The 26,039-nt window shown below is 63.4% G+C and carries 22 protein-coding genes; 11 read left to right on the top strand and 11 right to left on the bottom strand.

Annotated elements, in window-relative coordinates; translation table 11 throughout:
* Positions 1-2 precede the first annotated feature (2 nt).
* Positions 3-1,535 carry a glycerol-3-phosphate dehydrogenase gene (gene glpD / locus GJ699_RS27010; RefSeq protein ID WP_154382253.1) on the bottom strand — a complete coding sequence of 511 codons (1,533 nt, stop codon included), beginning with the start codon at positions 1,533-1,535 and terminating at the stop codon, positions 3-5.
* A gap of 150 nt (positions 1,536-1,685) precedes the next feature.
* Between glpD and GJ699_RS27005 the strand changes: the two genes are divergently transcribed.
* The gene (locus tag GJ699_RS27005) at positions 1,686-4,088 is read left to right on the top strand and encodes a penicillin-binding protein 1A (protein ID WP_154382372.1); all 2,403 of its coding nucleotides are present in this window, start codon (positions 1,686-1,688) and stop codon (positions 4,086-4,088) included.
* Here GJ699_RS27005 and GJ699_RS27000 read toward each other — a convergent pair whose 3' ends face one another.
* Positions 4,089-4,802 carry a TetR/AcrR family transcriptional regulator gene (locus tag GJ699_RS27000; RefSeq protein ID WP_229262314.1) on the bottom strand — a complete coding sequence of 238 codons (714 nt, stop codon included), beginning with the start codon at positions 4,800-4,802 and terminating at the stop codon, positions 4,089-4,091.
* A 175-nt stretch (positions 4,803-4,977) separates the two neighbouring features.
* Here GJ699_RS27000 and GJ699_RS26995 point away from each other — a divergent pair, with 175 nt between their 5' ends.
* Together GJ699_RS26995 and GJ699_RS26990 are read left to right on the top strand one after the other, a co-directional pair.
* Entirely contained in the window at positions 4,978-5,898 is a 921-nt protein-coding gene (locus tag GJ699_RS26995; RefSeq protein WP_154382251.1) for a lipase family alpha/beta hydrolase, read from the top strand.
* Positions 5,898-6,824 (top strand): lipase secretion chaperone, encoded by a 927-nt coding sequence (locus GJ699_RS26990; protein ID WP_154382249.1) that lies wholly within the window; start codon positions 5,898-5,900, stop codon positions 6,822-6,824. The genes GJ699_RS26995 and GJ699_RS26990 overlap by 1 nt, the downstream gene beginning before the upstream one ends.
* Here the strand turns inward: GJ699_RS26990 and GJ699_RS26985 are convergent, their stop codons facing one another.
* Complete coding sequence (locus tag GJ699_RS26985) at positions 6,825-7,349, bottom strand: hypothetical protein (RefSeq protein ID WP_154382247.1); 525 nt, start codon at positions 7,347-7,349, stop codon at positions 6,825-6,827.
* A 299-nt stretch (positions 7,350-7,648) separates the two neighbouring features.
* Here GJ699_RS26985 and GJ699_RS26980 point away from each other — a divergent pair, with 299 nt between their 5' ends.
* On the top strand, positions 7,649-8,143 hold the full coding sequence (locus GJ699_RS26980) for a hypothetical protein (RefSeq protein WP_154382245.1): 495 nt from the start codon (positions 7,649-7,651) through the stop codon (positions 8,141-8,143).
* A complete protein-coding gene (locus GJ699_RS26975) occupies positions 8,107-8,532 on the top strand; it encodes a hypothetical protein (RefSeq protein WP_195763660.1) in 426 nt (141 codons plus the stop codon). Before GJ699_RS26980 ends, GJ699_RS26975 begins: the two co-directional genes overlap by 37 nt.
* Positions 8,533-8,605: 73 nt before the next feature.
* On the opposite strand, the gene GJ699_RS26970 is transcribed toward GJ699_RS26975, so the two are convergent.
* A complete protein-coding gene (locus GJ699_RS26970) occupies positions 8,606-10,378 on the bottom strand; it encodes a methyl-accepting chemotaxis protein (protein ID WP_154382241.1) in 1,773 nt (590 codons plus the stop codon).
* Between the two features lie 112 nt (positions 10,379-10,490).
* A complete protein-coding gene (locus GJ699_RS26965; protein ID WP_371867683.1) occupies positions 10,491-11,624 on the bottom strand; it encodes a GGDEF domain-containing protein in 1,134 nt (377 codons plus the stop codon).
* Positions 11,625-11,773: 149 nt separating this feature from the next.
* Here GJ699_RS26965 and GJ699_RS26960 point away from each other — a divergent pair, with 149 nt between their 5' ends.
* The 3 genes from GJ699_RS26960 to serB are packed head-to-tail and all read left to right on the top strand — an operon-like array spanning position 11,774 to position 17,072.
* Complete coding sequence (locus GJ699_RS26960; RefSeq protein ID WP_154382239.1) at positions 11,774-12,703, top strand: 5'-nucleotidase; 930 nt, start codon at positions 11,774-11,776, stop codon at positions 12,701-12,703.
* A gap of 24 nt (positions 12,704-12,727) precedes the next feature.
* Positions 12,728-16,180 carry a transcription-repair coupling factor gene (mfd, locus tag GJ699_RS26955; protein WP_154382237.1) on the top strand — a complete coding sequence of 1,151 codons (3,453 nt, stop codon included), beginning with the start codon at positions 12,728-12,730 and terminating at the stop codon, positions 16,178-16,180.
* 46 nt (positions 16,181-16,226) lie between these two features.
* Positions 16,227-17,072, top strand: a complete 846-nt coding sequence (gene serB / locus GJ699_RS26950; protein WP_154382366.1) for a phosphoserine phosphatase SerB — start codon at positions 16,227-16,229, stop codon at positions 17,070-17,072.
* A 16-nt stretch (positions 17,073-17,088) separates the two neighbouring features.
* Here serB and GJ699_RS26945 read toward each other — a convergent pair whose 3' ends face one another.
* The 3 genes from GJ699_RS26945 to GJ699_RS26935 form a co-directional block, all read right to left on the bottom strand.
* The gene (locus GJ699_RS26945; RefSeq protein WP_154382235.1) at positions 17,089-18,054 is read right to left on the bottom strand and encodes a sensor domain-containing diguanylate cyclase; all 966 of its coding nucleotides are present in this window, start codon (positions 18,052-18,054) and stop codon (positions 17,089-17,091) included.
* Positions 18,055-18,134: 80 nt separating this feature from the next.
* Positions 18,135-18,455 carry a hypothetical protein gene (locus tag GJ699_RS26940; protein WP_154382233.1) on the bottom strand — a complete coding sequence of 107 codons (321 nt, stop codon included), beginning with the start codon at positions 18,453-18,455 and terminating at the stop codon, positions 18,135-18,137.
* Positions 18,456-18,605: 150 nt separating this feature from the next.
* Positions 18,606-19,079, bottom strand: a complete 474-nt coding sequence (locus GJ699_RS26935; protein WP_371867682.1) for a low molecular weight protein-tyrosine-phosphatase — start codon at positions 19,077-19,079, stop codon at positions 18,606-18,608.
* 54 nt (positions 19,080-19,133) lie between these two features.
* Between GJ699_RS26935 and GJ699_RS26930 the strand changes: the two genes are divergently transcribed.
* Together GJ699_RS26930 and GJ699_RS26925 are read left to right on the top strand one after the other, a co-directional pair.
* A complete protein-coding gene (locus tag GJ699_RS26930) occupies positions 19,134-20,045 on the top strand; it encodes an alpha/beta hydrolase family protein (protein ID WP_154382231.1) in 912 nt (303 codons plus the stop codon).
* A 34-nt stretch (positions 20,046-20,079) separates the two neighbouring features.
* Complete coding sequence (locus GJ699_RS26925; RefSeq protein WP_154382229.1) at positions 20,080-20,442, top strand: DUF4870 family protein; 363 nt, start codon at positions 20,080-20,082, stop codon at positions 20,440-20,442.
* Here the strand turns inward: GJ699_RS26925 and GJ699_RS26920 are convergent.
* From GJ699_RS26920 to GJ699_RS35170, 3 genes are read right to left on the bottom strand one after another with little or no spacing between them, the layout of a single operon-like run.
* Positions 20,414-21,862 carry a UdgX family uracil-DNA binding protein gene (locus GJ699_RS26920; RefSeq protein ID WP_154382227.1) on the bottom strand — a complete coding sequence of 483 codons (1,449 nt, stop codon included), beginning with the start codon at positions 21,860-21,862 and terminating at the stop codon, positions 20,414-20,416. The genes GJ699_RS26925 and GJ699_RS26920 overlap by 29 nt on opposite strands.
* Complete coding sequence (locus GJ699_RS26915; protein ID WP_154382225.1) at positions 21,859-23,088, bottom strand: putative DNA modification/repair radical SAM protein; 1,230 nt, start codon at positions 23,086-23,088, stop codon at positions 21,859-21,861. Before GJ699_RS26915 ends, GJ699_RS26920 begins: the two co-directional genes overlap by 4 nt.
* Before the next feature lie 59 nt (positions 23,089-23,147).
* Positions 23,148-24,812 (bottom strand): methyl-accepting chemotaxis protein, encoded by a 1,665-nt coding sequence (locus GJ699_RS35170; protein WP_195763659.1) that lies wholly within the window; start codon positions 24,810-24,812, stop codon positions 23,148-23,150.
* Between the two features lie 230 nt (positions 24,813-25,042).
* Here GJ699_RS35170 and GJ699_RS26905 point away from each other — a divergent pair, with 230 nt between their 5' ends.
* Positions 25,043-26,038, top strand: a complete 996-nt coding sequence (locus tag GJ699_RS26905; RefSeq protein ID WP_154382223.1) for a TauD/TfdA family dioxygenase — start codon at positions 25,043-25,045, stop codon at positions 26,036-26,038.
* The last annotated feature ends 1 nt before the right edge of the window (position 26,039 follow it).

The following is a 26,039-nucleotide window of genomic DNA, read 5'->3' as shown; positions in this document are numbered from 1 at the left end:
GATTAGCGCGCCAAAGGATGGTCGTGCAGCCAGGCGGTCAGGGTGTCGGCGGCGGCGGGCGGCAGGTGCAGGCCAAGCTTGGTGCGGCGCCACAGGATGTCCTGCGCGCTGCGCGCCCATTCGTAACGGCGCAGGTATTCCACTTCGGCCGCGTACAGGCCTGGCGCGATTTCGTCGCCCATCTCGTCCAGGCTGGTGCGGTCGCACAGCAAGGTGTGGATGCGGGTGCCGTAGGCGCGGCAGTAGCGCGCCAGCAGCGCGGTCGGCAACCAGCCGTAGCGGCTTTGCTGAGCGCGAGTCCATTTGTCGTACTCCAGCACTGAGCGGTTCTGTGGGTCGGCGCCAAACAGATCGCCACCCGGCAGGCAGGCGTTGTGGGTCCAGCCGCCATGACGGTTATCCAGCGCCCGCGCGATATGGTCGACCGCTTCTTCGGCCAGCTTGCGGTAAGTGGTGATCTTGCCGCCGAAAACGCTCAGCAGCGGCGGGCCGTGATCGTCCACCTCCAGCCGGTAATCGCGCGTCACCGCCTTGGCGTCGGCGCCATCTTCCACCAGCGGGCGCACGCCGGAATAGGTCCACACCACGTCGGCCGGCGTGATCGGCTGGGCGAAGTATTCGCTGGCCAGCTGGCACAGGTAGGCGATTTCGTCCTCGCTGATGTCGACCTGGTTGGCGTCGCCGTGATAATCGAGGTCGGTGGTACCGATCAGCGTGAACTCGCGCTCGTACGGAATCGCAAACACAATGCGGCCGTCGCGGTGCTGGAAGATATAGGCATGCTCATGCTCGAACAACTTCGGCACCACGATGTGACTGCCCTTGATCAGCCGCAGCTGGCCGCCGCCCTCGCGCGGCAGTGCCGCGTGCAGCAGTTCGGCGGTCCACGGCCCGGCCGCGTTCACCACATAGCGCGCATGGACGCGGATCTCGCCGCAGCCAGGTTTGTACAGCGAAGCTTCCCAGTCCGCCGTTTTGCGCTCCAGCCGGTTGCAGCGGGCCTGGGTCAGAATGGTGGCGCCCTTCTCGCAGGCGTCGATGGCGTTCAGCACCACCAGCCGGGCATCGTCGACCCAGCCGTCGGAATACATGAAGCCGCGCGTGAACTGGGATTTGAGCGGCCGCCCGGCCGCATGACTGCGCAGGTTGATGCCTTTGGAACCCGGCAGCAGCTCGCGGCGCGCCAGCATATCGTACAAAAACAGCCCGGCGCGGATCAGCAGCGCCGGCCGCTGGCCCGGCGCGTGCGGCATCACGAAGCGCAACGGCCGCATGATGTGCGGCGCGGCCCGCAGCAGCACCTCGCGCTCGATCAGCGCCTTGCGCACCAGGTTGAATTCGTAATACTCCAGATAGCGCAAGCCGCCGTGGATCAGCTTGGTCGAAGCGGACGAGGTATGGGCCGCCAGATCGTCCTTTTCGCACAGGACGACCGACAGCCCGCGCCCGGCCGCGTCGCGGGCGATGCCGGCGCCGTTGATGCCGCCGCCAATCACCAGGACATCACAATCGAGTATGTGCTGAGGTTCCGCCATGTTGGCCCTAAAGAACTGTACACCTGTACGTTACGACAAGTAACGCGAAGTAACAATAGGCATGTTCTATAATCGCGCATACTTCTGTCACCGAGAGATGCTGTTTTGACAACCACCACCCTTTCTGGCCGCTGGCTGAACCGACGCAATATGATCCGTGCCGCTATCCTCGCTGGTCTGGCCGCCCTGGTGGGCGGCGGCCTGCTGCTCGCCTACCTGCTGCTGTACGTGGCGCCGAATCTGCCGTCGCTGGAAGCGATTACCGACTACCGGCCCAAGATCCCGCTGCGCGTCTACACCGCCGACAACGCCCTGATCGGCGAATTCGGCGAGGAGCACCGCGACTTCATCGCCATCAAGGACATGCCGGAGATGATGAAAAAGGCGCTGCTGGCGATCGAGGACAAGCGCTTCTACGAGCATAACGGCATCGACTGGGTGCGCGCGCTGGGCGCGGTGCGCTCCAACCTGGGCGGCTCGTTCCGCCAGGGCGGTTCCACCATCACCATGCAGGTGGCGCGCAACTTCTACCTGTCGCGCGAAAAAGTCATCGGCCGCAAGCTGCAGGAAGTGATGCTGGCCCTGAAAATCGAGGCGGCGCTGAACAAGGAACAGATCCTGGAGCTGTATATGAACCAGATCTACCTGGGCCAGCGCTCGTTCGGCTTCGGCAGCGCCTCCCAGACCTACTTCGGCAAACCGCTGAAGCAGCTGGACGTGGCGGAGATGGCGATGCTGGCCGGCCTGCCGCAGAATCCGGCCCGTCACAATCCGATCGCCAACCCCAAGCGCGCCAAACAGCGCCAGCACATCGTGCTGCGCATGATGCGCGACCAGAACGTGATCAGCGAAGAGCAGTATCAGAAGGCCGTGCATGAAACCCTGCACTTCGCGCGCAAGGGCCAGGACTTCGACGTTCACGCCGAATACGTGGCCGAGCTGGCGCGCCAGCAGGTGTATGCGCAGTTCAAGGAAGAATCGTACACGCGCGGCATCAGCGTCTACACCACCATTCTGAAGGCGGACCAGAAAGCGGCCTACGAATCGATGCGCCGCAATGTGCTGAACTACGACCAGCGCCACGGTTACCGTGGTCCGGAAGCGGTGATCGAACTGCCGGCCGGCGAAGAGGAACGCGACGACGCCATCGAAGACGCGCTGCAGAAGCGCCCTTCCAGCGACGGCCTGATTCCGGCCGTGGTGCTGGAAGCCGGTCCGAAAGCGGTCAAGGTGCAGAACCCGGCCGGCGAGGAAATCACCATCAGCGGCGATGGCCTGAAGCTGGCCGCTCCGGCACTCAGCGAAAAAGCCAAGGACACGCTGCGTCTGCGTCCCGGCGCCGTGGTCCGCATCGCCCAGGGCGACAAAGGTGGCTGGAGCATCACCCAGGTGCCGCAGGTATCGGCCGCCTTCGTGTCGATCGATTCCGTCAGCGGTGCCTACCACGCCATGGTCGGCGGTTTCGATTACAACCTGCAGAAGTTCAACCACGTCACACAGGCATGGCGCCAGCCGGGTTCCTCGATCAAGCCGTTCGTATATTCGGCGGCGCTGGAACGCGGCTTCTCGCCGGCCACCATCATCAACGACGTGCCGCTCAACCTGACCGGCGCCGAAACCGGCAACGAAGCCTGGTCGCCAAAGAATGACGACGGCAAGTTCGATGGCCCGATCACCATGCGCCGCGCGCTGTCGGAATCGAAGAACGTGGCGTCGGTGCGCATTCTGCGCGCCATCACCGTGCCGTACGCGCACAGCTATCTCGGCAAGTTCGGCTTCGACCTGGCCAAACATCCGAAGAATCTGACCATGGCGCTGGGCACCGGCTCGGTCACGCCGGCGCAGCTGGCCGGCGCCTACTCGGTGTTTGCCAACGGCGGCTATTCGGTCGAGCCCTACCTGATCGCCAAAATCGTTGACGGCGACGGCAAGGTGATCGACGAAGCCAAGCCACGCACCACGCTGCCGGACGAGGCGCGCGTGATCGATCCGCGCAACGCCTACGTCACCGACTCGATGCTGCGCGAAGTGACACGCACCGGTACCGGCGGCGCGGTGGCCCGTCTTGGCCGCCCTGACCTGGCCGGCAAGACCGGTACTTCCAGCGACGCGGTCGATGGCTGGTTCGCCGGCTACGGCGGCGGCATCGTGGCGGTGTCGTGGATGGGCTTTGACGATTCGCGTTCGCTGGGCGGCAAGGAATTCGGCGCCACCGCCGCGCTGCCGATCTGGATCGATTACATGAAAGTGGCGATGCAGAGTCGTCCGCCGCAGGAGCGTCCGCTGCCGGCCGGCCTGACCCAGGTGGATGGTGAATGGCAGTACGACGAGTTCACCGGCGACACCGGCCGTCATACGCTGGATATGGATGAGGATGCGGGCGGCGCCGAGAACATCGCGCCGCAGCCGCCAGGGACGGCTGGTGCTGGTGCTGGTGCTGGTGCCGGTGCCGGTGCCGCCGCGCCGGGCGCGCCAGCGGCTGGTGCCCCCGTGCCGGCGGCCACGCCGAATGCGGAAAACATCAAGCCGGTGCCAACCGGCCCGGGACGCTGATTACTCGGCGTTAGCGTCGGCCTCGGCCGGCGCAGCGGATGGCGCCAGATAGCCGCGCGCCATCCTCACCACGCTGTCAGCAAAACGATCCGGCCCGATATCGGCGGCGCGGTACTTCCAGCGCTTGACGTACCAGTCCTGGAAGCTGGCCAGGATGTGGGAAGCAAGCAGGTCCGGGCTGTGAGGCAGCTGCGGCACCTGCGCGATCACGCCGGCGAACAGCGACTGCACGTGCAGCTCCGACTCCTTGGCCGTGCTGCGCTGCTCGGCCTGCAGCACGCGCGAATCCATGAACACAAAATAAAACCACGGCTGCAGGATCTCGGACACATAGATCGAGGCGCGGATCAGCGCCTCCAGCCTGTCCAGCGGATCGGCCACGGTGCTGAACATCTTCGGCACCTCGTGCGTGGCGTGGCGCACCACATCCTCGATCATCTCGGCCAGTTGGTCCTTGCTGCTGATGTAGCCGTACAAGCCGCCCATCGATAACCCGGTCTCGCCGCACAAGTCGCGCAGATTCATGGCCCGGAAGCCGACCTCGTTGGCCAGCTTGAAGGTGGCGTTAAAGATGCGTTCCAGGTTCTCCAGCGCCGGCTTGCGGCGCTTGACCGTGATCCGGTCGGCATAACGGTCGAGCAAATAGGCCCAGATATTGGCGCCGTCCAACGGCGTCATCCCCTGAAATTGGTGGAAGTCGAATTGCGCCTGCAATGTTGGTCCCTTCTAGTTATTTTTTTGGATTATAGCGCAGCGGATTGCGTGTGCTCATCAGACATGCAAATTGGCCCGTCAGGCCGTGCGGACGGGCTGCAAAGCACGAATCCGGATGCTACAGTGGTTCGACCGGGCCGTGTAGCGGCCCCATAACGACAACCCGGAGACCACCATGCGCCATCGCTTGCCGACCAGTTTGACGTTTTTCCTGACCCTGTGCCTGAGCCTGCTGCTAGTCCTGCCCGCCAGCGCCGCCGGCTACACCCAGACCAAATACCCGATCGTGCTGGTGCACGGCCTGTTCGGCTTCGACAATGTCGGCCCGGTCGACTATTTCTACGGCATCGCGCCGGCGTTGCGTAGCGGCGGCGCGCAGGTGTATGTGACGTCGGTCTCGGCCGCCAACAGCACCGAAGTGCGCGGCGAGCAGTTGCTGTTGCAGGTCAAGCAGATCCTCGCCGCCACCGGCGCCACCAAGGTCAACCTGATCGGCCATAGCCACGGCGCACCGACCTCGCGCTATGTCGCCTCGGTGCGGCCGGATCTGGTGGCGTCGGTCACCAGCGTGGGTGGCGTCAACCAGGGTTCGCGCGTGGCGGACGTGCTGATCGGCGCGGTGCCGGATGTGACGTATAGCGTGGCCAATGCCGTCGCCGGGCTGATCAGTTTCCTGTCCGGCAGCCCGACCTTGCCGCAGAATGCGCGCGCGGCGGCCACTTCGCTCAGTACCGCCGGCACCGCCGCCTTCAATACGCGCCATCCGGAAGGTGTGCCGACCACGGCCTGCGGCGAAGGCGCGTCGCAGGTCAACGGCGTGTACTACTTCTCGTGGAGCGGCGCCCAGCCGTACACCAATGCGCTGGACGCCGGCGATCCGGTGCTGGCGCTGACCGCGCTGGCGTTCAATGGCGCCAAGAACGACGGCTTGGTCAGCAGCTGTTCCAGCCACCTGGGCAAGGTGATCCGCGACGATTACGCGCTCAACCATCTGGATGAAGTGAATCAGCTGATCGGCATCACCAATCTGTTCGAAACCAATCCAGTGACGTTGTATCGGCAGCAGGCTAACCGACTGCAGGGGCTGGGGCTGTGATGCCACGGGCGCGGCTCTATGCGCTGGCGGTGCTGGCGGCCGCTGTGGCCGGCGGCGTGCTGCTGTGGCCGGCGCAACAACCGGCCACGGCCGCTCCTGCTGCTACCGCTGCCGCGCCCGATTACTTCGCTTTCGTGCCATCCATGCTGGGCACGCAGCCGGACGGCGGCGCCCGCGCCGACGCCAGCGAGCGGCTGGTCGTCAACACCGAACTGGCCTATTTGTTCGATTACTATCTGGCCGGACTGGGGGAACAGTCGCTGGCCGCGATCCGCGCCGAAATCGTCCGCGAGCTGGAGCGGCGCTTGCCGGCTGGCGCCGCCGCCGAGGCACGACGGCTGCTGGATGCCTATCTGGCCTACAAAGGCGCACTGGCTACGCTGGAGCAAGGCTTGCCGGCCGGCGCCACGCCGGCCGAGCGCGCGCGCCAGCGGCTGACGGCAATGCAGCGGTTACGCAAGAACTACTTCAGCGACACCGAGGTCGCCGCGCTGTTCAGCGCCAGCGATGCCTACGATCTGGACGCCATCGCCCGCCTCGACATCGCCGCCAACACTGCGCTGAGCGACGCGCGGCGCCAGCAGCAACTCAGCGCCCTGGACGCCGCGCTGCCGGCCGCCGCGCGCGCCGACCGTGACGCGCCCACTTCGGTGATCCGGCTGGAAGACGCCGTCGCCAGAGCGCGCGCCGCAGGCACCGACGACAACGAAATTTACCGCATGCGCGCTGCGGCCCTGTCACCATCGGCCGCCGCGCGTCTGGCCGAGGTCGACCGTGAGGAAGCCGACTGGCAGCGCCGCATCGGCGCCTACCAGGCGCAGCGGCGTCAACTGCTGCAAAGCGCGCCCAACGAGGCCGCGCTACAGCAACTGCGCGAGGCCGGCTTTAACCCGTCAGAGCAGAAACGGCTGCCGGCTTATGAATGATCAGTGCACATAGCGGGCGATATAGTACACGGCGCCCAGCAACAAAGAGGCAAAGCCGTACACCTTCCAGACATGCCCCATCAGCGCGCGATGCAAATCCATCTTGGTATCCGCTAGCGCGGTGTGGAAATCCTCGCGTTGCCTGGCCTGCGCAGTGTAAAAATCTTCGCGCTGTTTGGCCAGAGCGGACTGCCAATCATCGCGCTGAGCGGCCAATGCGGCATGAAACTCTGCGCGCTGAGCGGCCAATGCGGCATAAAACTCTTCGCGTTGTTTGGCCAGCGCGAGCTGAAAATCTTCGCGTTGCTTGGCTGAGACTGTTTGCAATTCCAGCTTGAGGTCGTACAGCAAGGTCAGGATGCGCTCGTGGCTGGCGTGCATTTCTGCACGCAGTGCCTGAATGTCGTCCTTGGTGGCAAAACTGTTGCGTATCACGGCCACCTCCGTCTCCAGTGCGCCCAGACGTACATCATAAGAATTTCTCGCCGAGTCTTCAACTCGGTGGTTTTCATTGGCGCCGTGCATGATCGTGCTCCTCCATTGCCGAGCTCCCAAATTAGCAGCACCATTCCGCCCACTCTTGATCTGCATCAGACGTCCATCCACCGAGTCCTGAGAAATTTGCAAGATTGCCGAGACAACTAGTTTTATTTAATGATATTATTTCCAAATAACATCTAAGTTGCCGCTAAAAAAGCGTTTTTTGAATCACCTATGCAGATTATTTCTATTCCGGGCAAGGTCCGCAATGAGGCAGACGCGCTTGAAACCGCAAAATACCGGATCAAACGTCGGCCCGGTCGGTCCAGCATCTGGCACCAACCATGAACACACCGATCATCAATCTCGTTCTGTTAAAACGCTTCGTCACCAACGAGCCCAGCGTTTTTGACGACACCGTTTATTCGGTCCGCTATCACCTGCAGCAAGCCGGCTTTGAAGTGCTGGTGTCGTGCAATGTGATCGCGCCCGATGCGCTGAATATCATCTGGGGCGTCGGCACCTGGGGCAGCCCGACGCTGGAACAAATGCGCCAGCTCGCCAAGCCTGAATACTCCATCATTTTCAATATGGAGCAACTGGGCAGCGACAGCGCTCTGGTGACCGACGAGTATCTGCAGTTCCTGTCCGAATACCGGGTATTCGACTACAACCAGCACAATATCGATGCGCTGCAGGCACGTTTCCCGACGCCCAGTGCCAGGAATTCCCGTTATTGCCGGCCCCCTCCTTCGCCGGCGACTTTGCCGTCGACTGGACGCAAACCAATCAACGCGCCGACGTGGCGTTCTGGGGCACGCACAACGACCGTCGCCTGAAACTGCTCCACTTCCTGGTAAGCAAGGGACGGGATGTGCGGGCGCTGACCGGGCATTACGGCCAGCACCTGTCGGCCGCCGTGGCGCAAAGCCGGCTGTGCCTGAATGCGCACTTCTACGCCAGCGGGATCTTCGAACTGGCGCGCTGCCTGCGTCCGCTGGCGATGGGCATGCCCATCGTGTCCGAGACCTCGAATCTGCCGACGCTGGTCGACTGGCGGCAAAGCGGCATCTTCTTCCGTGAATACGATGAGCTGGCCGCAAGCTGCGACGAGTTGCTGTTCCAACCCGAACTGCTGCATTACTCGATGCGCCAGACCCAGCACTTCCTGAACCGTCCCGACTGGGCCGAACTGACGCGACAGTCCATGCTGTCCATGGTGGCGTAGCGCAAAAAAAAAAGCAGCCCGCAGGCTGCTTCAGTTTGCTACTGCGCCAGATAGTGGCTTACTTTATTGTTGGTTAGAACTCTTCCCAGTCATCCGAGGCTGCGGCCGCCATTTGTCGCGGCGGACGCTTGGCGGTTGCTGGCTTGGACGCAGCCGGCTCGGTTGCCGCCGCAATGGCGCGCGCCGCCGGCTTCACCGCCTGCGATGCGGGCGCGCTGGCGGTCTTGCGCACCGCCATCGCCTGCGCGCGCGGTGCGGCCGACTGGTCCATGCGGAACACACTGACCACCTCCGCCAGTTGCGCCGCCTGCTCCTGCAGCGACGCCGCAGCGGCCGCCGCCTCTTCCACCAGCGCCGCGTTCTGCTGCGTCACCGTATCCATCTGCCCCACCGCCATATTGATCTGGTCAATGCCGGTGCTTTGCTCCTGGGTGGCCATGCTGATCTCGCCCATGATATCGGTCACGCGCTGCACGCTGGTGACGATTTCGCCCATCGTACTACCGGCCTCCTCCACCAGCTTGCTGCCGGCGCCCACCTGCTCCACCGAATTGTTGATCAGCTCCTTGATCTCCTTGGCCGCCGCCGCCGAGCGATGCGCCAGCGTACGCACCTCGCCGGCCACCACCGCAAAGCCACGTCCCTGCTCACCGGCACGGGCCGCTTCCACCGCCGCATTCAGCGCCAGGATATTGGTCTGGAACGCGATGCCGTCAATCACCGCGATGATGTCCACAATCTTGGCCGACGAGGCGTTGATCGAATCCATGGTCTCCACCACCCGCGACACCACGTCACCGCCGCGCTGCGCCACGCCGGAGGCCGAGGCCGCCAAGGTATTGGCCTGGCGCGCATTGTCGGCATTCTGGCGCACGGTCGAGGTCAGCTCTTCCATCGACGATGCCGTCTCTTCCAGCGAACTGGCCTGTTCCTCGGTGCGCTGCGACAGATCCAGATTGCCGCTGGCGATCTGCTGGGAGGCGGTGGCAATGGTGTCGGTGCCGGTGCGCACCTGGCCGACGATGCGGATCAGGCTATCGTTCATTTCCTTCAGCGCGCCCAGCAACTGGCCGGTTTCCTCGCTGGTGGCCACCTCGATGCGGCTGGTCAGGTCGCCCGAGGCCACCGTCTGCGCCACCCGCACCGCTTCATTGATCGGCTGCGTGATGGCGCCAGTGATGTAGGCCGCGCAGCCGATCGCCACCGCCGCCGCGATCACCGCCGCTACCACCATCGCCCATTCGGCGCTGGACACCGCCGCCATGCCATCGGTCACCGCAGTATCCGACACATTCTCGTTCAGCTTTTCGATTTTCAGCAGCGTGCCCTCGGCCTTGCGGAATAGCGGCCGCGACTGGCTGTACTGCTGATGGAAGTCTTCCAACAACGCCTTCTGCTTTTCCTCATCCTTGCTGGCCGCCAGCGCCGCGATGGTGCTACCCAGCTTGTCATCGAGCGTCTTCCATTCCGCCCACTCGCCGGTGAACTGCTTCCACAGCACCGCTTCCTCGTCGGTCTGCGGCAGCGGTTCATAGCGTTTCCAGCCGCGGTCGATATTGGCCCAAGCCGCCTTGCGCATGTCCAGCGCCTCGGCAAACTTGTCCTGCGCCTTCGGATCGTGGGCATAGGTGCCGGCGTACAGCGTGGCCGCCGCCACCGCAGTCTGGCCCTCGCTCATCGCCAGCAGCCCCTGGATCGACGGCAGCCGCACCACCCCAATTTCATTGACCGAGCCGCCCACCTTGACGATGCCGCGATATCCGGCCGCCCCGACCACCAGCAAGGCCACCATCATGATGGCCACCAAGGTCGCCAGCTTCCATTTGATGAGCAAATTCTTGAACATCCCGGCTCCCACAGGTTAGATTTGGTGAATGTTGATCCAGCTCAAGCAATATGCGGCTACGGCAAGGATGACGTCAATCACTATTATGTATGGTGTGGCGCAACATGCACACTCAGCCGGCCACCACGCGGTTGCGGCCGGCGCGCTTGGCCTCATACATGGCGGCGTCGCCGGCCGAGATCAGACGGATCAGATCGTAGCTGTGCTGGTCCGAGCACACCACACCCATGCTGGCGGTATAGCGCACCGACAGCTTTTCCAGCTCGGCCACCTCGTATTCGATGCGCGCGCGCAGCCGCTCCGCCACCTTGAGCGCGGCCTCGCGGTCAACGCCATCCAGCACCAGCACGAATTCCTCGCCGCCAAAACGCGCCAGCAAATCGTGCGGCCGCAGCTCGACCCGCAGCAAGCGCGCCAAATGGCGCAGCACCTCGTCGCCGACCGGATGGCCGTAGCTATCGTTGATGACCTTGAAGTAATCGACATCGATCATGATGACCGCCAGGCTGCGGCCACCGCGCAGCGCGCGCAGACCAACCCGCTTACCCTGAATCTCCAGCCCGGCGCGATTCAGCGCCCCGGTCAGCGCATCCAGCGTCGACAGCCGGCGCAAGCGCTCGGCGTAGCGCCACATCACCATCAGAATCAGGCCGAAGGCGATGCAAATCTGCGCCAGCGGCACCACCAGCGCGCTCAGCGCGATCACCAGCGAGTTGCTGCCATCGGCCGGCTCGCCTCGCAACAGCAGATGGGCGCCGCGCCAGCACAACGCCAGCCCGAGCAGCGTGAAGCCGGCGATCGCAATGCCGGACACCCGCCAGGCCCGGTGCCGCGCCAGCATCAGCGCGCCGGCCCAGTTAATCAAGCCAAAATAAAAACCGGTAAAACACAGCCGCGCGCGCAGGCTGGGCGCCAGCACGGTGTAATACGCCGCGACCAGCAGCGCGATCAAGGTTAGGATGGCGATGGTAAGCCAGGACAGCGACTCGTTGCAGTACACGCGCAGGCCGCGCAACACCAGTCCCAGGCCAAACGCGATCACGCCATAGCTGACAATGGCATGCAGCAGCAACGGCAGACCGGCCACCTGCGACAAAGTCATGCCGCCCGCCACCGCCACATTGCCGGCTGCCCACCAGCGCTGCTCGGGCGGACTCTCGGTATAGCAGGCCGAGGCCACCAGCAAGGCCGTGGTCAGCGCCGTCACACATATTTGCACCAACACCAGGGTATCGAGATTCAGCACACTAGCCCCCGTCGAAACGAATCGTCAATGTAGCGCAGTGACTGACAGGAAGCAATGACTATCTTGCAGAAAAGAAATCCCCGTTACAGGCCGCCGCCGTGGGCGCGAATCGGTTACAGTAGCGGACATCGCAGACTACCCCGTCATCCATGCCCTACCCCATCGAGCACAAACTGGTGATCGGCATCGCCTCCAGCGCGCTGTTTGACCTGACCGCGTCGCACCAGGTCTATCTGGAACACGGTCCCGAGGAATACCGGACCTACCAGCAAGCCCATCTCGACACCGTGCTCGACAAGGGGGTCGCCTTTCCCTTCATCCGCCGCTTCCTGAGCATCAACAAGCAGCATCCGGAGACGGCGCCGGTGGAAGTGGTGCTGTTTTCGCGCAACTCGCCGGAAACCGGGCTGCGCGTGATGAATTCGATCGCCCACTACGGCCTGGACATCTCGCGCGCCTGCTTCCTGACCGGCGAGTCGCCGTACCGCTACTTGCCCGCGTTCAACACCTCTTTATTCCTGAGCGCCAACGAGGACGACGTGCGCAAGGCGCTGGACGCCCACTATCCGGCCGGGCTGGTGCTGCCGTCGCGCACCGAGGATGACGAGGCCGACGGCGAACTGCGCATCGCCTTCGACTTTGACGGCGTGATTGCCGACGACGAATCGGAAGCCATCTTCAAGCGCAACAACGATGTCGACGAATTCCACGCCCACGAGACCGAACGGGTGGCGATCCCCCACCAGCCCGGCCCGCTGGCCGAGCTGTTCCGCAAGCTGTCGCTTATGCAGCAGATCGAGGACGACGCCCAACGCGCCGACCCGGCGTACAAAAAAATCCTGCGCATCGCCATCATCACCGCGCGCAGCGCGCCTGCGCACGAGCGGGTGGTGACCACGCTGAAAAGCTGGGGCGTCTCGGCCAATGAAACCTTCTTCCTGGGCGGCATGGAGAAAGCGCGGGTGCTGGCCATCTTCAAGCCGCACATGTTCTTCGACGACCAGCTGAGTCACCTGAAGTCCCCGGCCGGTAATATCCCTATGGTCCACATCCCCTTCGGTGTAGCTAACCGGCTATAATGTAGCGCTTAGATTAACCGTTGAATGTATGTTGTGTCGTCAGCCTTAACTAAATCTATTCCTAAACCCGGCAACCGTTTTGCCCTGCCCGCGCTGCATGGCTCGGCGGATGCCTACGCGTTGGCGCAAATCGCGCTGGATCTGAAATCCTGCGGCCAGATGCTGGCCGTGGTTGTCGCCAGCGCCAGCGATGCCCAGCGTCTGCTGGACGAAATCCCCTGGTTCGGCGGCGATCAACTGCGCTGCCACTTGCTGCCAGACTGGGAAACCCTGCCCTACGACGCCTTCTCGCCGCACCAGGATCTGGTGTCCGAGCGTCTGGCCACGCTGCACGAAATCTCCAGCGGCCAGTGCGACGTGATGCTAGTGCCCGCGACCACCGCGCTGGTGCGCATGGCGCCGCCGTCCTTCCTGGCCGCCTACACCTTCTTCTTCCAGCAAGGCGAGTCGCTGGACGAGGCACAACTGAAATCGCAGCTGACGCTGGCCGGCTACACCCACGTCACGCAGGTGATGTCGCCCGGCGAGTACTCGGTGCGCGGTGGCCTGATCGACCTGTTCCCGATGGGTTCCGCGCTGCCCTACCGCCTCGATCTGTTTGGCGACACCATCGAAACCATCCGCACCTTCGACGCCGACACCCAGCGTTCGCTGTATCCGGTCAAGCAGGTACGCTTGCTGCCGGGCCGCGAGTTCCCGATGGACGAGGCGGCGCGCACCGCCTTCCGCAGCCGTTGGCGCGAGCATTTCGAAGGCGATCCGTCGCGCGCCGTGATCTACAAGGACATCGGCGCCGGCATCGCCTCGGCCGGTATCGAATACTATCTGCCGCTGTTCTTCGACCAGACCGCGACCCTGTTCGACTACCTGCCGCAAGGCGCGGTGGTGGCCACTGTCGGCGATATCGAAGCCGCCATCAAGCGCTTCTGGACCGATACCGCGTCGCGCTACCGCTTCATCAAGGCCGACCGCGAGCGCCCCATCATGGCGCCGGAACAGCTGTTCCTGTCCGACGAACAGTTCTTCGTGCTGGCCAAGCCGTATCCGCAGGTGGCGATCCGCAACAGTGCCGATGCCGGCGCCTCCGAGCTGTCGGCGCCGGTGCCCGACATCGCCGTCAACCGCCATCTGGACGACCCGCTGACCAATCTGCGCAGCTATCTGCTGCAAGCCGGCAGCCGGGTCATGATCTGCGCCGAATCCAACGGCCGCCGCGAGACGCTGCAGCAGTACTTCAACGAATACGATCTGGCGTTGGCGCCGGTCGAGGGCTTCGACGGTTTCGTCGCCTCCGATGCCAAACTGGCGCTGGGCGTGGCGCCGCTGCACGCCGGCTTTGAATTGTCCGCCGATGGCGCGCGGCTCATTTTCATCACCGAGACCGAGCTGTATGCAGGCTCCGGCCGCCGCGTCGGCAAGAAGAAACAGGAAGCCGTCACCCAGGTCGAATCGATGGTGCGCGATCTGTCGGAGCTGAAGATCGGCGATCCGGTGGTACACGTCAACCACGGCATCGGCCGCTACATGGGCCTGACCAGCATGGACCTGGGCGAAGGCGATGCCGAGTTCCTGCATCTGGAATACGCCAAAGAGACCAAGCTGTATGTGCCGGTGTCGCAGCTGCACGTGATTTCGCGTTACTCCGGCGCCTCGCCGGAAGACGCGCCGCTGCACACGCTGGGCTCCGGCCAGTGGGAAAAGGCCAAGCGCAAGGCCGCTGAACAGGTGCGCGACACCGCCGCCGAACTGCTGAATCTCTACGCCCGCCGCGCGCTGCGCCAGGGCCACGCCTTCGAATACTCGGCGCACGATTACGAGCGTTTTGCCGACAGCTTCGGCTTCGACGAAACGCCGGACCAGCAGGAAGCCATCAACAACGTGATCCGCGACATGACCTCGGGTAAGCCGATGGACCGTCTGGTGTGCGGCGACGTCGGCTTCGGCAAGACCGAAGTGGCGCTGCGCGCCGCCTTCATCGCCGTCATGGGCGGCAAGCAGGTGGCGATTCTGGCGCCGACCACGCTGCTGGCCGAACAGCACGCGCAAACCTTCGCCGACCGCTTTGCCGAATGGCCGGTACGCATCGCCGAAATGTCGCGCTTCCGCACCGGTAAAGAGATCGCGCAAGCGATCAAGGGCATGGCCGACGGCACGCTGGACATCATCATCGGCACCCACAAGCTGCTGTCGGACGACGTCAAGTTCACGCGACTGGGCCTGGTCATCATCGACGAGGAACACCGCTTCGGCGTGCGCCAGAAGGAGGCGCTGAAATCGCTGCGCGCCGAAGTCGACGTGCTGACGCTGACCGCGACCCCGATCCCGCGCACGCTGGGCATGGCGCTGGAAGGTCTGCGCGACTTCTCGGTGATCGCCACCGCGCCGCAGAAACGGCTGGCGATCAAGACCTTTGTGCGCAGCGAGGGCGAATCCATCATCCGCGAAGCCTGCCTGCGTGAGCTGAAGCGCGGCGGCCAGGTCTACTTCCTGCACAACGAGGTGGAGACCATTCAGAACCGGCTGGCGATGCTGACCGAGCTGCTGCCGGAAGCGCGCATTGGCGTGGCCCACGGCCAGATGCACGAGCGCGATCTGGAAAAAGTGATGCGCGATTTCGTCGCCCAGCGCTTCAACATCCTGCTGTGCACCACGATTATCGAAACCGGCATCGACGTGCCAACCGCGAACACCATCATCATGCACCGCGCCGACAAGTTCGGCCTGGCGCAGCTGCACCAGCTGCGCGGCCGGGTCGGCCGTTCGCACCACCAGGCTTACGCCTATCTGCTGGTGCACGATGTGCAGTCGCTGACCAAACAGGCGCAGCGCCGGCTGGACGCGATCCAGCAGATGGAAGAACTGGGTTCCGGCTTCTATCTGGCGATGCACGATCTGGAAATTCGCGGCGCCGGCGAGGTGCTGGGCGACAGCCAGTCCGGCGAGATGACCGAGATCGGCTTCCAGCTGTATTCCGACATGCTGAACGAAGCGGTACGCTCGCTCAAGGCCGGCAAGGAGCCGGATCTGGCGGCGCCGCTGGCCACCACCACCGAAATCAATCTGCACGTGCCGGCGCTGCTGCCGGCCGATTTCTGCGGCGATGTGCACGAGCGGCTGTCGATCTACAAGCGCATGGCCAACTGCGCGTCGCAAGGCAAGATCGACGACATGCAGGAAGAGCTGATCGACCGCTTCGGCAAGCTGCCGGACCCGGTGAAGGCGCTGATCGAAACGCACCGCCTGCGCATCGCCGCCAAAACGGTGGGCATCATCAAGATCGACGCCCACACCGAAGCGGCCAACCTGCAGTTCATGGCCAAGCCGCCGATCGACCCGATGCGCATCATCGAACTGATACAGAAAAACCGCCAGATCAAGCTGAATGGCCAGGACAAGCTGAAGATCACCGCCGCCATGCCGGACCTGTCCGCGCGGGTGACACAGATCAAGGCCGCCATCAAGCAGTTGACCGGCTGATCGAATCCTCACTACCATACGAAACATGACAAACGCTAACACCGCCATGAATCTCGTCCTGCAAGGCGCGGACGACGAGTGCCAGGCACGCCTTGAACGCATCGCCGCGCTCACCGCCCCGGCCAACACCACCTGGGTCGGCGAGCGCGCGCTGCGCTGCGAAGGCATCACCTACTCGCCAGCGCTGCACCGGACGATTGAAGTCGCGACGCAGGCGGCGCAACTGGACGCCACCTACTCGATCGGCTTCCATAAAATGAGCGAGTTCAAACTGATCGCCATGGACATGGACTCGACCCTGATCACCATCGAGTGCATCGATGAAATCGCCGACATGCAGGGTCTCAAGCCGCAAGTCTCCGAGATCACCGAAGCGGCGATGCGCGGCGAGCTGGATTTCTCCGAAAGCCTGAAACGCCGCGTGGCGCTGCTGGAAGGTCTGGACGCGTCCGCGCTGGAGCGCGTGTACGAAGAACGCCTGCAGCTGTCGCCGGGTGCCGAGACCATGTTGAAAGCGGTGCAGGCGGCCGGCCTGAAAACCCTGCTGGTATCGGGCGGCTTCACCTATTTCACCGAACGCTTGAAAAAACGTCTGGGCCTGGACTACACCCACGCCAACCAGCTGGAAATTGTTGACGGCAAGCTGACCGGCAAAGTCCTGGGCGACATCGTCGACGCCGAAGAGAAGAAGCGCACCGTGGAACGCGTGTGCGCGGAGCTGGGCATCTCGCCATCGCAAGCGATTGTCATGGGCGACGGCGCCAACGATCTGAAAATGATGAGCATTTCCGGCATGTCGGTCGCGTTCCGCGCCAAACCGGTGGTGCGCGAACAAGCCAACGTGGCGCTCAACCACGTCGGTCTGGATGGCATCCTGCCGCTGCTGACCTGATCGATCCTGGCCGGCCTCAGTGCCGGCGTTTGGCTTGCTTGGCCGCGTACATCTGCGTATCCCCCGCGACCAGCAGCGCTTCCAGCGATAACGGCGCCGTGGGCTGGAACTCTTCCAGCCCGTAGGAAAATTCCAGCGCGTAGCCGCGATTGGCGCGGGCGTTGTAGTCGTGTAGCAGATCGCGGAACTTGTGGATCACCACTTCCGCTTCGTGCCTGTTGGCGCCGGTCAGCAGCACCACGAATTCATCACCTCCCAGGCGTGCGCACAGGTCGGTGCTGCGGAAGCTGGAGCACATCACTTCCGCAAACGCCGCCAGCGCGATATCGCCTTCGGCGTGGCCGTAGGTGTCGTTGATCGGCTTGAAGCGATCCAGATCGATGAAAGCCAGCGTCGCCGGCTGATGGTGGCGCATGCAGAAATTCAAACCATAGTCGGCCAGTTGCAGGAAACCGCGGCGATTCGAGATGCGCGTCAACTCATCGGTGGTGGCGGTCTGCACCGCGCTCAATTCATCCTCCACCATGGAAGCCAGATCGCGCAGCGCAACCTCGTCCTCGCGGTCGAACTCGCGCGGCTCGCTGTCCAGCAGGCACAGTGTGCCCAGCTTGGCGCCATTGGCCGCGCGTAGCGGCGCGCCGGCGTAAAAGCGGATATTCGGTGGCCCGGTCACCAGCGGATTGTCGGCAAAGCGCTGGTCCGCCAGCGCGTTGCGGATCAGGAAAACATCGTCGCCGAGAATGGCGTGGCCGCAGAACGAGATATTGCGCGGCGTTTCGCAGGCATCCAGCCCGGCGCGCGATTTGAACCATTGACGGTTCTCGTCAACCAGGCTGACCAGCGCCGTCTGCACCCGGAACATGCGCCGCGCCATCCGCGTCACACGGTCAAAACGCTCTTCTGGCGGTGTATCCAGAACATCCAGCGACTTGAGTGTTGCAAGCCGCACACCTTCATTGTGGGGAATACCGGGCTGTTCCAAAGGATCTCCTTGGTTGTCCGCATAGTCGTCCCCATCATACTACCGCTGCCCGGCATTGGCAAAAAGAACAGTGTTGCGGATTAGCGTGTACGCGACGCCAGTTGGCTGGCCGGTGCGGTGCGCTCCACTTGCACCGCGCTGACGCTGCCGTTGTCGGCCTGCGTGAAAGCGACCCGCAGCGCGCCCGACTCGGTGCGCCAGACGGTGCCGCCGGCGGCTTTCAATTCGACCGGCGCCTCGTCGCCGATTTGCACATACAGCTTGTGCCGACGCTCAGTGACGTGCAACACGCGGCCGTCTTCCAGCGTGTAACTGCCCTTCAGTGCTTGCAAGTCAACCGCCGTGTCGGCGGCGTTGGCGATGCCGCAGGCCAGCATCAAGGCCAGGATGAAAGTACGCATGATAGCTCCCGTTCAGGTAAGTATCACCATCGCTCACAATGGATGGTAATCCTTCCACGGTAGGCAAAAAGATCACACTTTGCCCGCGCTATCCGACCAATGGCGGCTGGCGATGGATGAACCGCGTTTGAACGGGGATGAACTGCGCACCTACTTGCGCAGGCTGGACAGTAGGCCTTCAGCGGCGTCTTCCAGATAGTCGAGCACCAGGTCGAAGCCCTTGGCGCCGCCATAGTAGGGATCGGGCACCACTGCCGAGCCGCTGTGGCTGGCGTGGGCCATCATCAGGCCCAGCTTGTGCCGGTGTTCGGGCGGACAGGCGGCCCGCAGCAGCTTGAGGTTGTCGTGGTCCATGGCCAGCAGATGGTCGAACTGGGCGAAGTCTTCAGCACGCACCTTGCGCGAACGCTGGGCCGACAGGTCGTAGCCGCGTTTGGCGGCGTATTCCATCGAACGCGCATCGGGCGGCTCGCCGACGTGGTAGCCATGCGTGCCGGCCGAGTCGATGTGAAAACGCTCGGCCAGCCCGGCCGCCTCGACGCGATGACGAAACACGCCCTCCGCCGTCGGTGAGCGGCAGATATTCCCCATGCAGACAAACAGCACCGATATCGGTTTGGACACGCGCCACTCCTTATATAATCAACATGCTTGCATTTTATCGTCCAAGGAGAAGGAATGACACTGAGCTGCGGCTGCCGTCTGCTGAATATTCATGATGCCGTACAGGGCGCGGTGGTGCCCACCGCTTTCCTCTATCCCGCCAGCGGCGCGGAACAGAACGAACACTTCGGCCCCTACGCGCTGGAGGTGGCGCTGGACGCGCCGCCGGCCGATGGCGCCTGGCCGCTGGTGGTGATCTCGCATGGCCATTCCGGCACGCCGTGGGCCTATCGCGAACTGGCCAAACACCTGGCGCTGGCGGGCTTCATGGTCGCCCTGCCCGCCCACACCGGCAACACCCGCACCGACAACACGCTGGCCGGCACCGCCGCCAACCTGGCCAACCGGCCGCGCCATATCACGCTGGCGATCGACGCCGCGCTCAATGACGCGGCGCTGGGCGCGCACGTCGCCCGCATCGGCTCCGACGCCAACGTGGCCGTGATCGGCCATTCCATTGGCGGCTATACCGCGCTGGCGGCGGCCGGCGGGCTGGCGTGGAGCGGACCGTACGAACGCAAGGACTCGAACGCGCCGCCGGAACCGGTGACGGTCACGCCCGACCCGCGCATCCGCGCGCTGGTGCTGCTGAATCCCGCCACCTTCTGGTTCATCGCCGGCTCGCTGCGGCCGGTCCACCTGCCGATCCTGATGCGCACCGGCGAAAAGGATGAGATCACGCCGATCGAACACGCGCACAAGATTATCGAAGGCGTCGGCGATCCTTCACTGGTTGAGCATGTGGACGTGCCGGGCGCCGGCCACTTCGCCTTCATGAGCAAGTTCCCGCCAGAGCTGACGCGGCCGAACTTCAAGCCGTCGCAAGATCCGGCTGGCTTCGACCGGGAAAGCATCCAGCCGCAATTCTTCGCCGACGTCACCGCTTTCCTGCGCCGGACACTGTGCGCCACGCGGCCCGCCGCCTAGCTATACTGGTAGCAAATCGATAAAAGGAGTGCACATGTCGCAAGAACTGATACTGGACGGCCGCCTGGAATCGGCCAAAACCACCGCGTGGTGGCTGTACGTGGTGCACGCGGTCAGTTTCGTGTTTTCGCTCGGCGCGTTTTCCATCGTCCCGCTGATACTCAACTACATGCAGCGCCCCGGCACCGAGGGCACGTTCGTGCACAGTCATCACAGCTGGATGATACGGTCGTACTGGTGGTATATCTTCTGGGTGGTGGTTGCCTGGGCGTTTATCGGCACCTTCATCGGCGCGCCGGTCGGCATCCTGATCTGGATTTGCGCCTGGCTGTGGAAGGCATACCGGCTGATCGTCGGCGTTACCCGCATCAACCGGAACGAGCCGGCGCCGCTGTAAGCTTCAGCGCCTGGCGCAGGCCGTCGACGATCACGTCGTAGGCCTGCCGGCGCGTTTCCTGGTCCGGCGCGCGCAGCACGTAGGATGGGTGGTAGACCGTGACCACCCAGCGGCCCTCATGCTCGAACGGCGCCGCCATCACATCCTTCATGGTCGCGCTGCCGTTTTTCAGCACCGACTTCAGCGCGGTGCTGCCCAGCGCGACGATCACTTGCGGCTTGACCCGCTCCAGTTCCTCCTCCAGCCACAGATGACAGGCCGCGATTTCGCTTTGCGCCGGCGTCTTGTGCAGGCGCCGCTTGCCGCGCAACTCCCATTTGAAATGCTTGACGGCGTTGGTCAGATAGACCGCCTTGCGCTCGACGCCCGCCTCGGCCAACGCGCGCTCCAGCACCGCGCCGGCAGGGCCGACAAAGGGCAAGCCTTGCAGGTCTTCCTGATCGCCCGGCTGCTCGCCCACCAGCATGATGCGCGCCGTATTCGGCCCCACGCCGGGCACGGCCTGGGTGGCGTTGCGCCACAGGTCGCAGCGGCGGCACTGGTCCAGCGTGGCCGACTGCTCGCGCTGTGGTTGCGCGCGTTCCGCCGTGACCGGAATCATCGTACCCTTGCGGCGGCCGACAGCGCTGGTCTGGCCGGTGCGACGCTCGCCGTTGGCGGCGGCGCTGATCATGTCCGGCACGATGGCGCCTTCCGGCAGATTTTTCCAGAAGCGCGACGGGATATGGCTGCGCAGCAGATCCGCGTTGACGCGGGCCGGGTTGAAGATGCTGCGGTAATAAGTCAGCCATAGCGCCTCGCCGCTGTCCTCCACGTCGGCAGCGCTGCGCATCAGCGGCGGCGCGTCGTGCAGTTGGGCGCCATCCCACACCACGGCGGCGTTGGGGGTGGCGATCATCCAGGTGGCCTTGCCCATGCGCTCCGCAAAATGGCGCGCGACTTGCGGCAGCACGTCGTGCGTCGGCTCGAACCAGGCCACGAAGCGCGGCGCGCCGTCTTCCGGTTTGCGCTCGCGGAATCGGACGTAGGCATGCATGTCATGCTGCTCGCGGCGAACCGCTTTGAGCATGGCGTGCAGCCGCGCGCCGTCCGGGTCCGCCGCCGACATCACCTCGCGTTCGCCCAACTGCCAGCGCCACAACACCTTGTACAGAAAGGCCCAGCGGTCGGCAGCGCTGTAACAGGCGGCACCGGCCAGCATGGCCATCAGTTCGCGCGGGATGCGCATCGCCGCCGCCGGTACGACGGCCTCGCCCGCGCCTGACGGCGCCGGCACCGGCGGCAGCACGGCCGAGAACAGATCGCCATCGTCTTCGCTGGAAGCCCATTCCACGGACTCCGGCGTCACCCGGCGCGCGATGAGCGCACGCGCCGCCGCCCGCCACTGCTCAAATGAGCGCACCACATGCCGTTCGCTCATGCCGCCTGCAACTCCGGCCACAGCGGCATCTGCTGCGGCACCTCCGCCATCGCGCGCCGCAAGTGTTCGGACGGACTGCTGTCACGCGATGGAAAATAATCCGCCGTCACCACAAACGGCGCCACCTTCTTCATACTGCAGCGCAGCCGCGACAAGTCCGCATAACGAATCTGCCGCAAGCGCCGCAACTCCACCAGCCGCTGCGCATTGCGCAAGCCGATGCCCGGCACGCGCGCAATCATGTGCTGCTCCGCGCGATTCAGGTCGAGCGGAAAATGCTCGCGATGCGCCAGCGCCCACGCCAGCTTGGGATCGATGTCCAGCGCCAGATTACCATCCGCCGGCAGCAGTTCACTCACCTGAAAGCCATAGCCACGCAGCAGAAAATCCGCCTGATACAGCCGATGCTCGCGCTGCAAAGGCGGTGGCGCCAGCGGCACGCTGCCGGGACTGTGCGGAATCGGACTAAAGGCCGAGTAGTACACGCGCTTGAGCTTATAGCTGCCGTACAGCGTTTCGGCGGTGGACAGGATCTGACTGTCGTCACTGGCGTCGGCACCCACGATCATCTGCGTGCTTTGCCCGGCCGGCGCAAAGCGCGGCGCCTTTGGATGCGTGTCGCTGTCATCCAGCTTGCGGCGGATCGTGCCCATGGCCAGCTTGATGGTGTGGACGCTTTTCTCCGGCGCCAGCTTCTGCACGCTGTCCTGCGTCGGTAGCTCGATGTTGACGCTAAGCCGATCCGCATAGCGCCCGGCCTCCGCGATCAGCGCCGGATCGGCATCCGGTATCGTCTTCAAATGGATATAGCCACGGAACTGGTGCACCTCGCGCAGCTCGCGCGCCACCTGCACCAGCTGCTCCATGGTGTAGTCGGCGGACTGGATGATGCCCGAACTGAGAAACAGGCCATCGATGTAATTGCGCAGATAGAAATCGGTGGTCAGCTTGACCACCTCCGCCACCGCGAAGCGCGCACGCGGCACGTTGGAGCTGCGCCGGTTGACGCAGTACTGGCAATCGTACAGACAGTAATTGGTGAGCAGGATCTTCAACAGCGACACGCAACGCCCATCCGGCGTGTAGCTGTGACAGATGCCCATGCCGGTGCTGGCACCCAGCCCTTCCTTGCCGGCCGAACCGCGTTTGGGCGCCCCGCTGCTGGCGCAGGACGCATCGTATTTGGCCGCATCGGCCAGGATTTCCAGCTTGTCCTTCAACTCCATGGTACTTCCGATATACTGTGTTTATATACAGTATATCAGCAAACACCCAGAATACAAGCCTAGCGTGACGCCACCGCCAGCCGTCGTTGCGAAGTGGCGCCACGCCCCACCGCTACCGTTGGCGTGCCCGGCACCACGTGCAGCTGATGCAGCGCGCGCTCTTCCTGCGCGCTCAATCGGAACACGCTGACCAGTTGCGCCAGCGCGGTGGCCTGCTCTTGCATGCTCTGCGCCGCCGTCGTCGCCTGCTGCACCAGTTCCGCGTTCTGCTGCGTCACCGTATCCATCTGCGCGATGGCCTGGTTGACTTGTTCGATGCCGTTGCTTTGCTCCTTGCCGGCGTGCGTGATTTCGGCAATCATGTCGGTCACGCGGCGCACGCTGGACACCACCTCGTCCATCGTGGTGCCGGCTTCCGCCACCAGCTTGCTGCCCTCTTCCACCTGATTGACCGAATTGCCGATCAATTCCTTGATCTCCTTGGCTGCGCCGGCCGAGCGCTGCGCCAGATTGCGCACCTCGGACGCCACCACCGCGAAGCCGCGTCCCTGCTCACCGGCGCGCGCCGCTTCCACCGCCGCGTTCAGGGCCAAAATATTGGTCTGGAAGGCGATACCATCGATCACCGAGATGATGTCGCCAATCTTGCGCGACGAAGCGTTGATCGATTCCATCGTATGCACCACGCGCCCCACTACCTCGCTGCCGGCCTGCGCCACCTTCGAGGCCGAACCAGCCAGTTGATTGGCTTGCGAGGCGACGTCGGAATTCTGCCGCACGGTGGACGTCAGTTCCTCCATCGAGGCGGCGGTCTCCTCCAGCGAACTGGCTTGCTGCTCGGTGCGCGACGACAGATCCAGATTACCCGCCGCGATCTGGTCCGAGGCCGACGCGATCACGTGGGTCGAGCCACGCACGTCGGTGACGATGCGGGCCAGGCTGTCGCGCATGGTCTTCATCGCGTACAGCAGGCTATGACTGTCGCCAGCGCGCACCTCGACCTGCTCGGACAAATCGCCGGCGGCGATGCGGGTGACGATATCGGCCGCGTAACCTGGCTCGCCGCCGAGACCACGCACCAGCGAGCGCGTGATGATCAGCGCCGCCGCCGCGCCCAGCACCACGCTGCCCACCATCAGCGACACGATCAGCACGCGCGATGACGCGTAGCGGCGCACGCCTTCCAGCGCCGCGTCCTTGCCACCCTCGGAGTAGTAGTTGACCAGCTTATCGACCTGGCCGCGCAGCGACACAATCAGCTTGTTCGATTCACCGCGTATTAGTTTCTTGCCCAGATCGGAATTACCGGCGCGGACGGCGGCGCGGATTTTCGCATCTTCCGCCATATACAGCGCCCACTGCTCGACGAATTGGCTATACAGCTGTTTTTCCTCTGCCGTTTCCAGCAGCTTTTCATAATCTTTCTGCATTTTTTGCAGATCTTCCAGGTCTGTGGCGATTACCTTGTCGTATTTATCCATTTCCACTGGATCAGTAGAAATAATATATTGAAATTCCCTGGTGCGGACACGCGCCACTTGCGATTTAATATCCTCAATAACGCGCACACTGGGTAACCAGCGGGATGAAAGCCGGGTCGATATTTCATTTACCCGTGCCAGCTCAAATATGGAAAACACCCCGACGATAGCAGTCATCAATAACACTGCAAAAAACGCCAGCCCAAGCTTGGTTGCAATCGGCAATTCACGTAGTCGTTTCATCACAATCCCCTGTATTTATGCGGCTCACGAGCCCATCATAACGTAGGAAATGGCTGTCCCGCGAGAACTGTCTGCATTAAGCCACAGGTCGAACAAACTAGCAAAATAATATTTATCACAATATTTTCCATAAATATAAACATAAGCATTTTGCTCAGAGGAATATACAACAAACTGTTTTAATTTATTCGCCTAAAATAATCCTCGTTTAAATCAAACGGAGATTAATCATGCTTTCATCGGTGCAGTATCAGGGGAAAATAGTTCAGGCCGTTGCTGATTTCTCATGGGGTAATGATCTGAATATTATCTTCGAGCTATTAAGCGCGCGTTTCAATGGTTTTAACGACAATGGTTTCTATCCGCACCCGGACGAGGTGGCGCTGCGGCAGGAATTGAAGGAGGTGGCCACGCTGCGCAAGCTGGCCGAACGGATACGCGGGCTGGACGCCAACGGCGTGGTGCTGCGCAATCTGGGCCTGAGCGAGCTGCCGGAAGAGCGCCGCAACGCCGCCCTGTATGCGCTGACGCTGCTGCTGGGCTATCCCACCTCCACCGATCAGCGCACCGGCCGCGTGGCCTGGGATGTCAAGGCGCGGCCGGAACTGGGCGCGGATGGCCGCTTCGTCACCTTCTCAGAACGCGTCGGCAGCGCGGACATGCATACCGATTCGTCGTTCTACCCTATGCCGGAAGAGCAGTTCATCCTGTACGTAGTGAATGCGGCGCGCTGCGATGGCGGGCATTCGATCCTGATCGATGGCGAGGATATTTATAACGCCTTGCAGCGCACGCCCGAAGGCGCGGCGGCGTTTGAGCTGTTGAGCAGCACCCCGGTGCCGTTCCGCGTGCCGGCCGTGTATGCGGCGGGCGACGAAAATATCGAGTATTACATCGCGCCGGTGTTTGGCGCGCCGACACGCAAGGGCGACCGCTTCACCATGCGCTGGCGTTACGACGCCATCAAGAAGGGGCTGGATACGCGGCCGGACCTGTGCACGCCGGCGCTGGCGGAAGCGGTGGAAATCATGCATTGCGTGGCCGAGCAGGAAGCGGTGCGCTTCATGGAACAGCTGCCGACCGATACGCTGATGTTGGCCGATAACCACCGCATGCTGCACGGCCGCACCACCTATACCGACGAGCGCCGCCACCTGATCCGCATCCGCATGTCCGACCTGCCGAACGCCCAGCGCACCGGCCCTTCCGGCGTGGTGCGGGACTAAG

Source organism: Duganella guangzhouensis (assembly GCF_009674535.1).
Lineage (GTDB): Bacteria > Pseudomonadota > Gammaproteobacteria > Burkholderiales > Burkholderiaceae_D > Rugamonas > Rugamonas guangzhouensis.
This window is presented reverse-complemented; position numbering and strand designations above follow the sequence as displayed.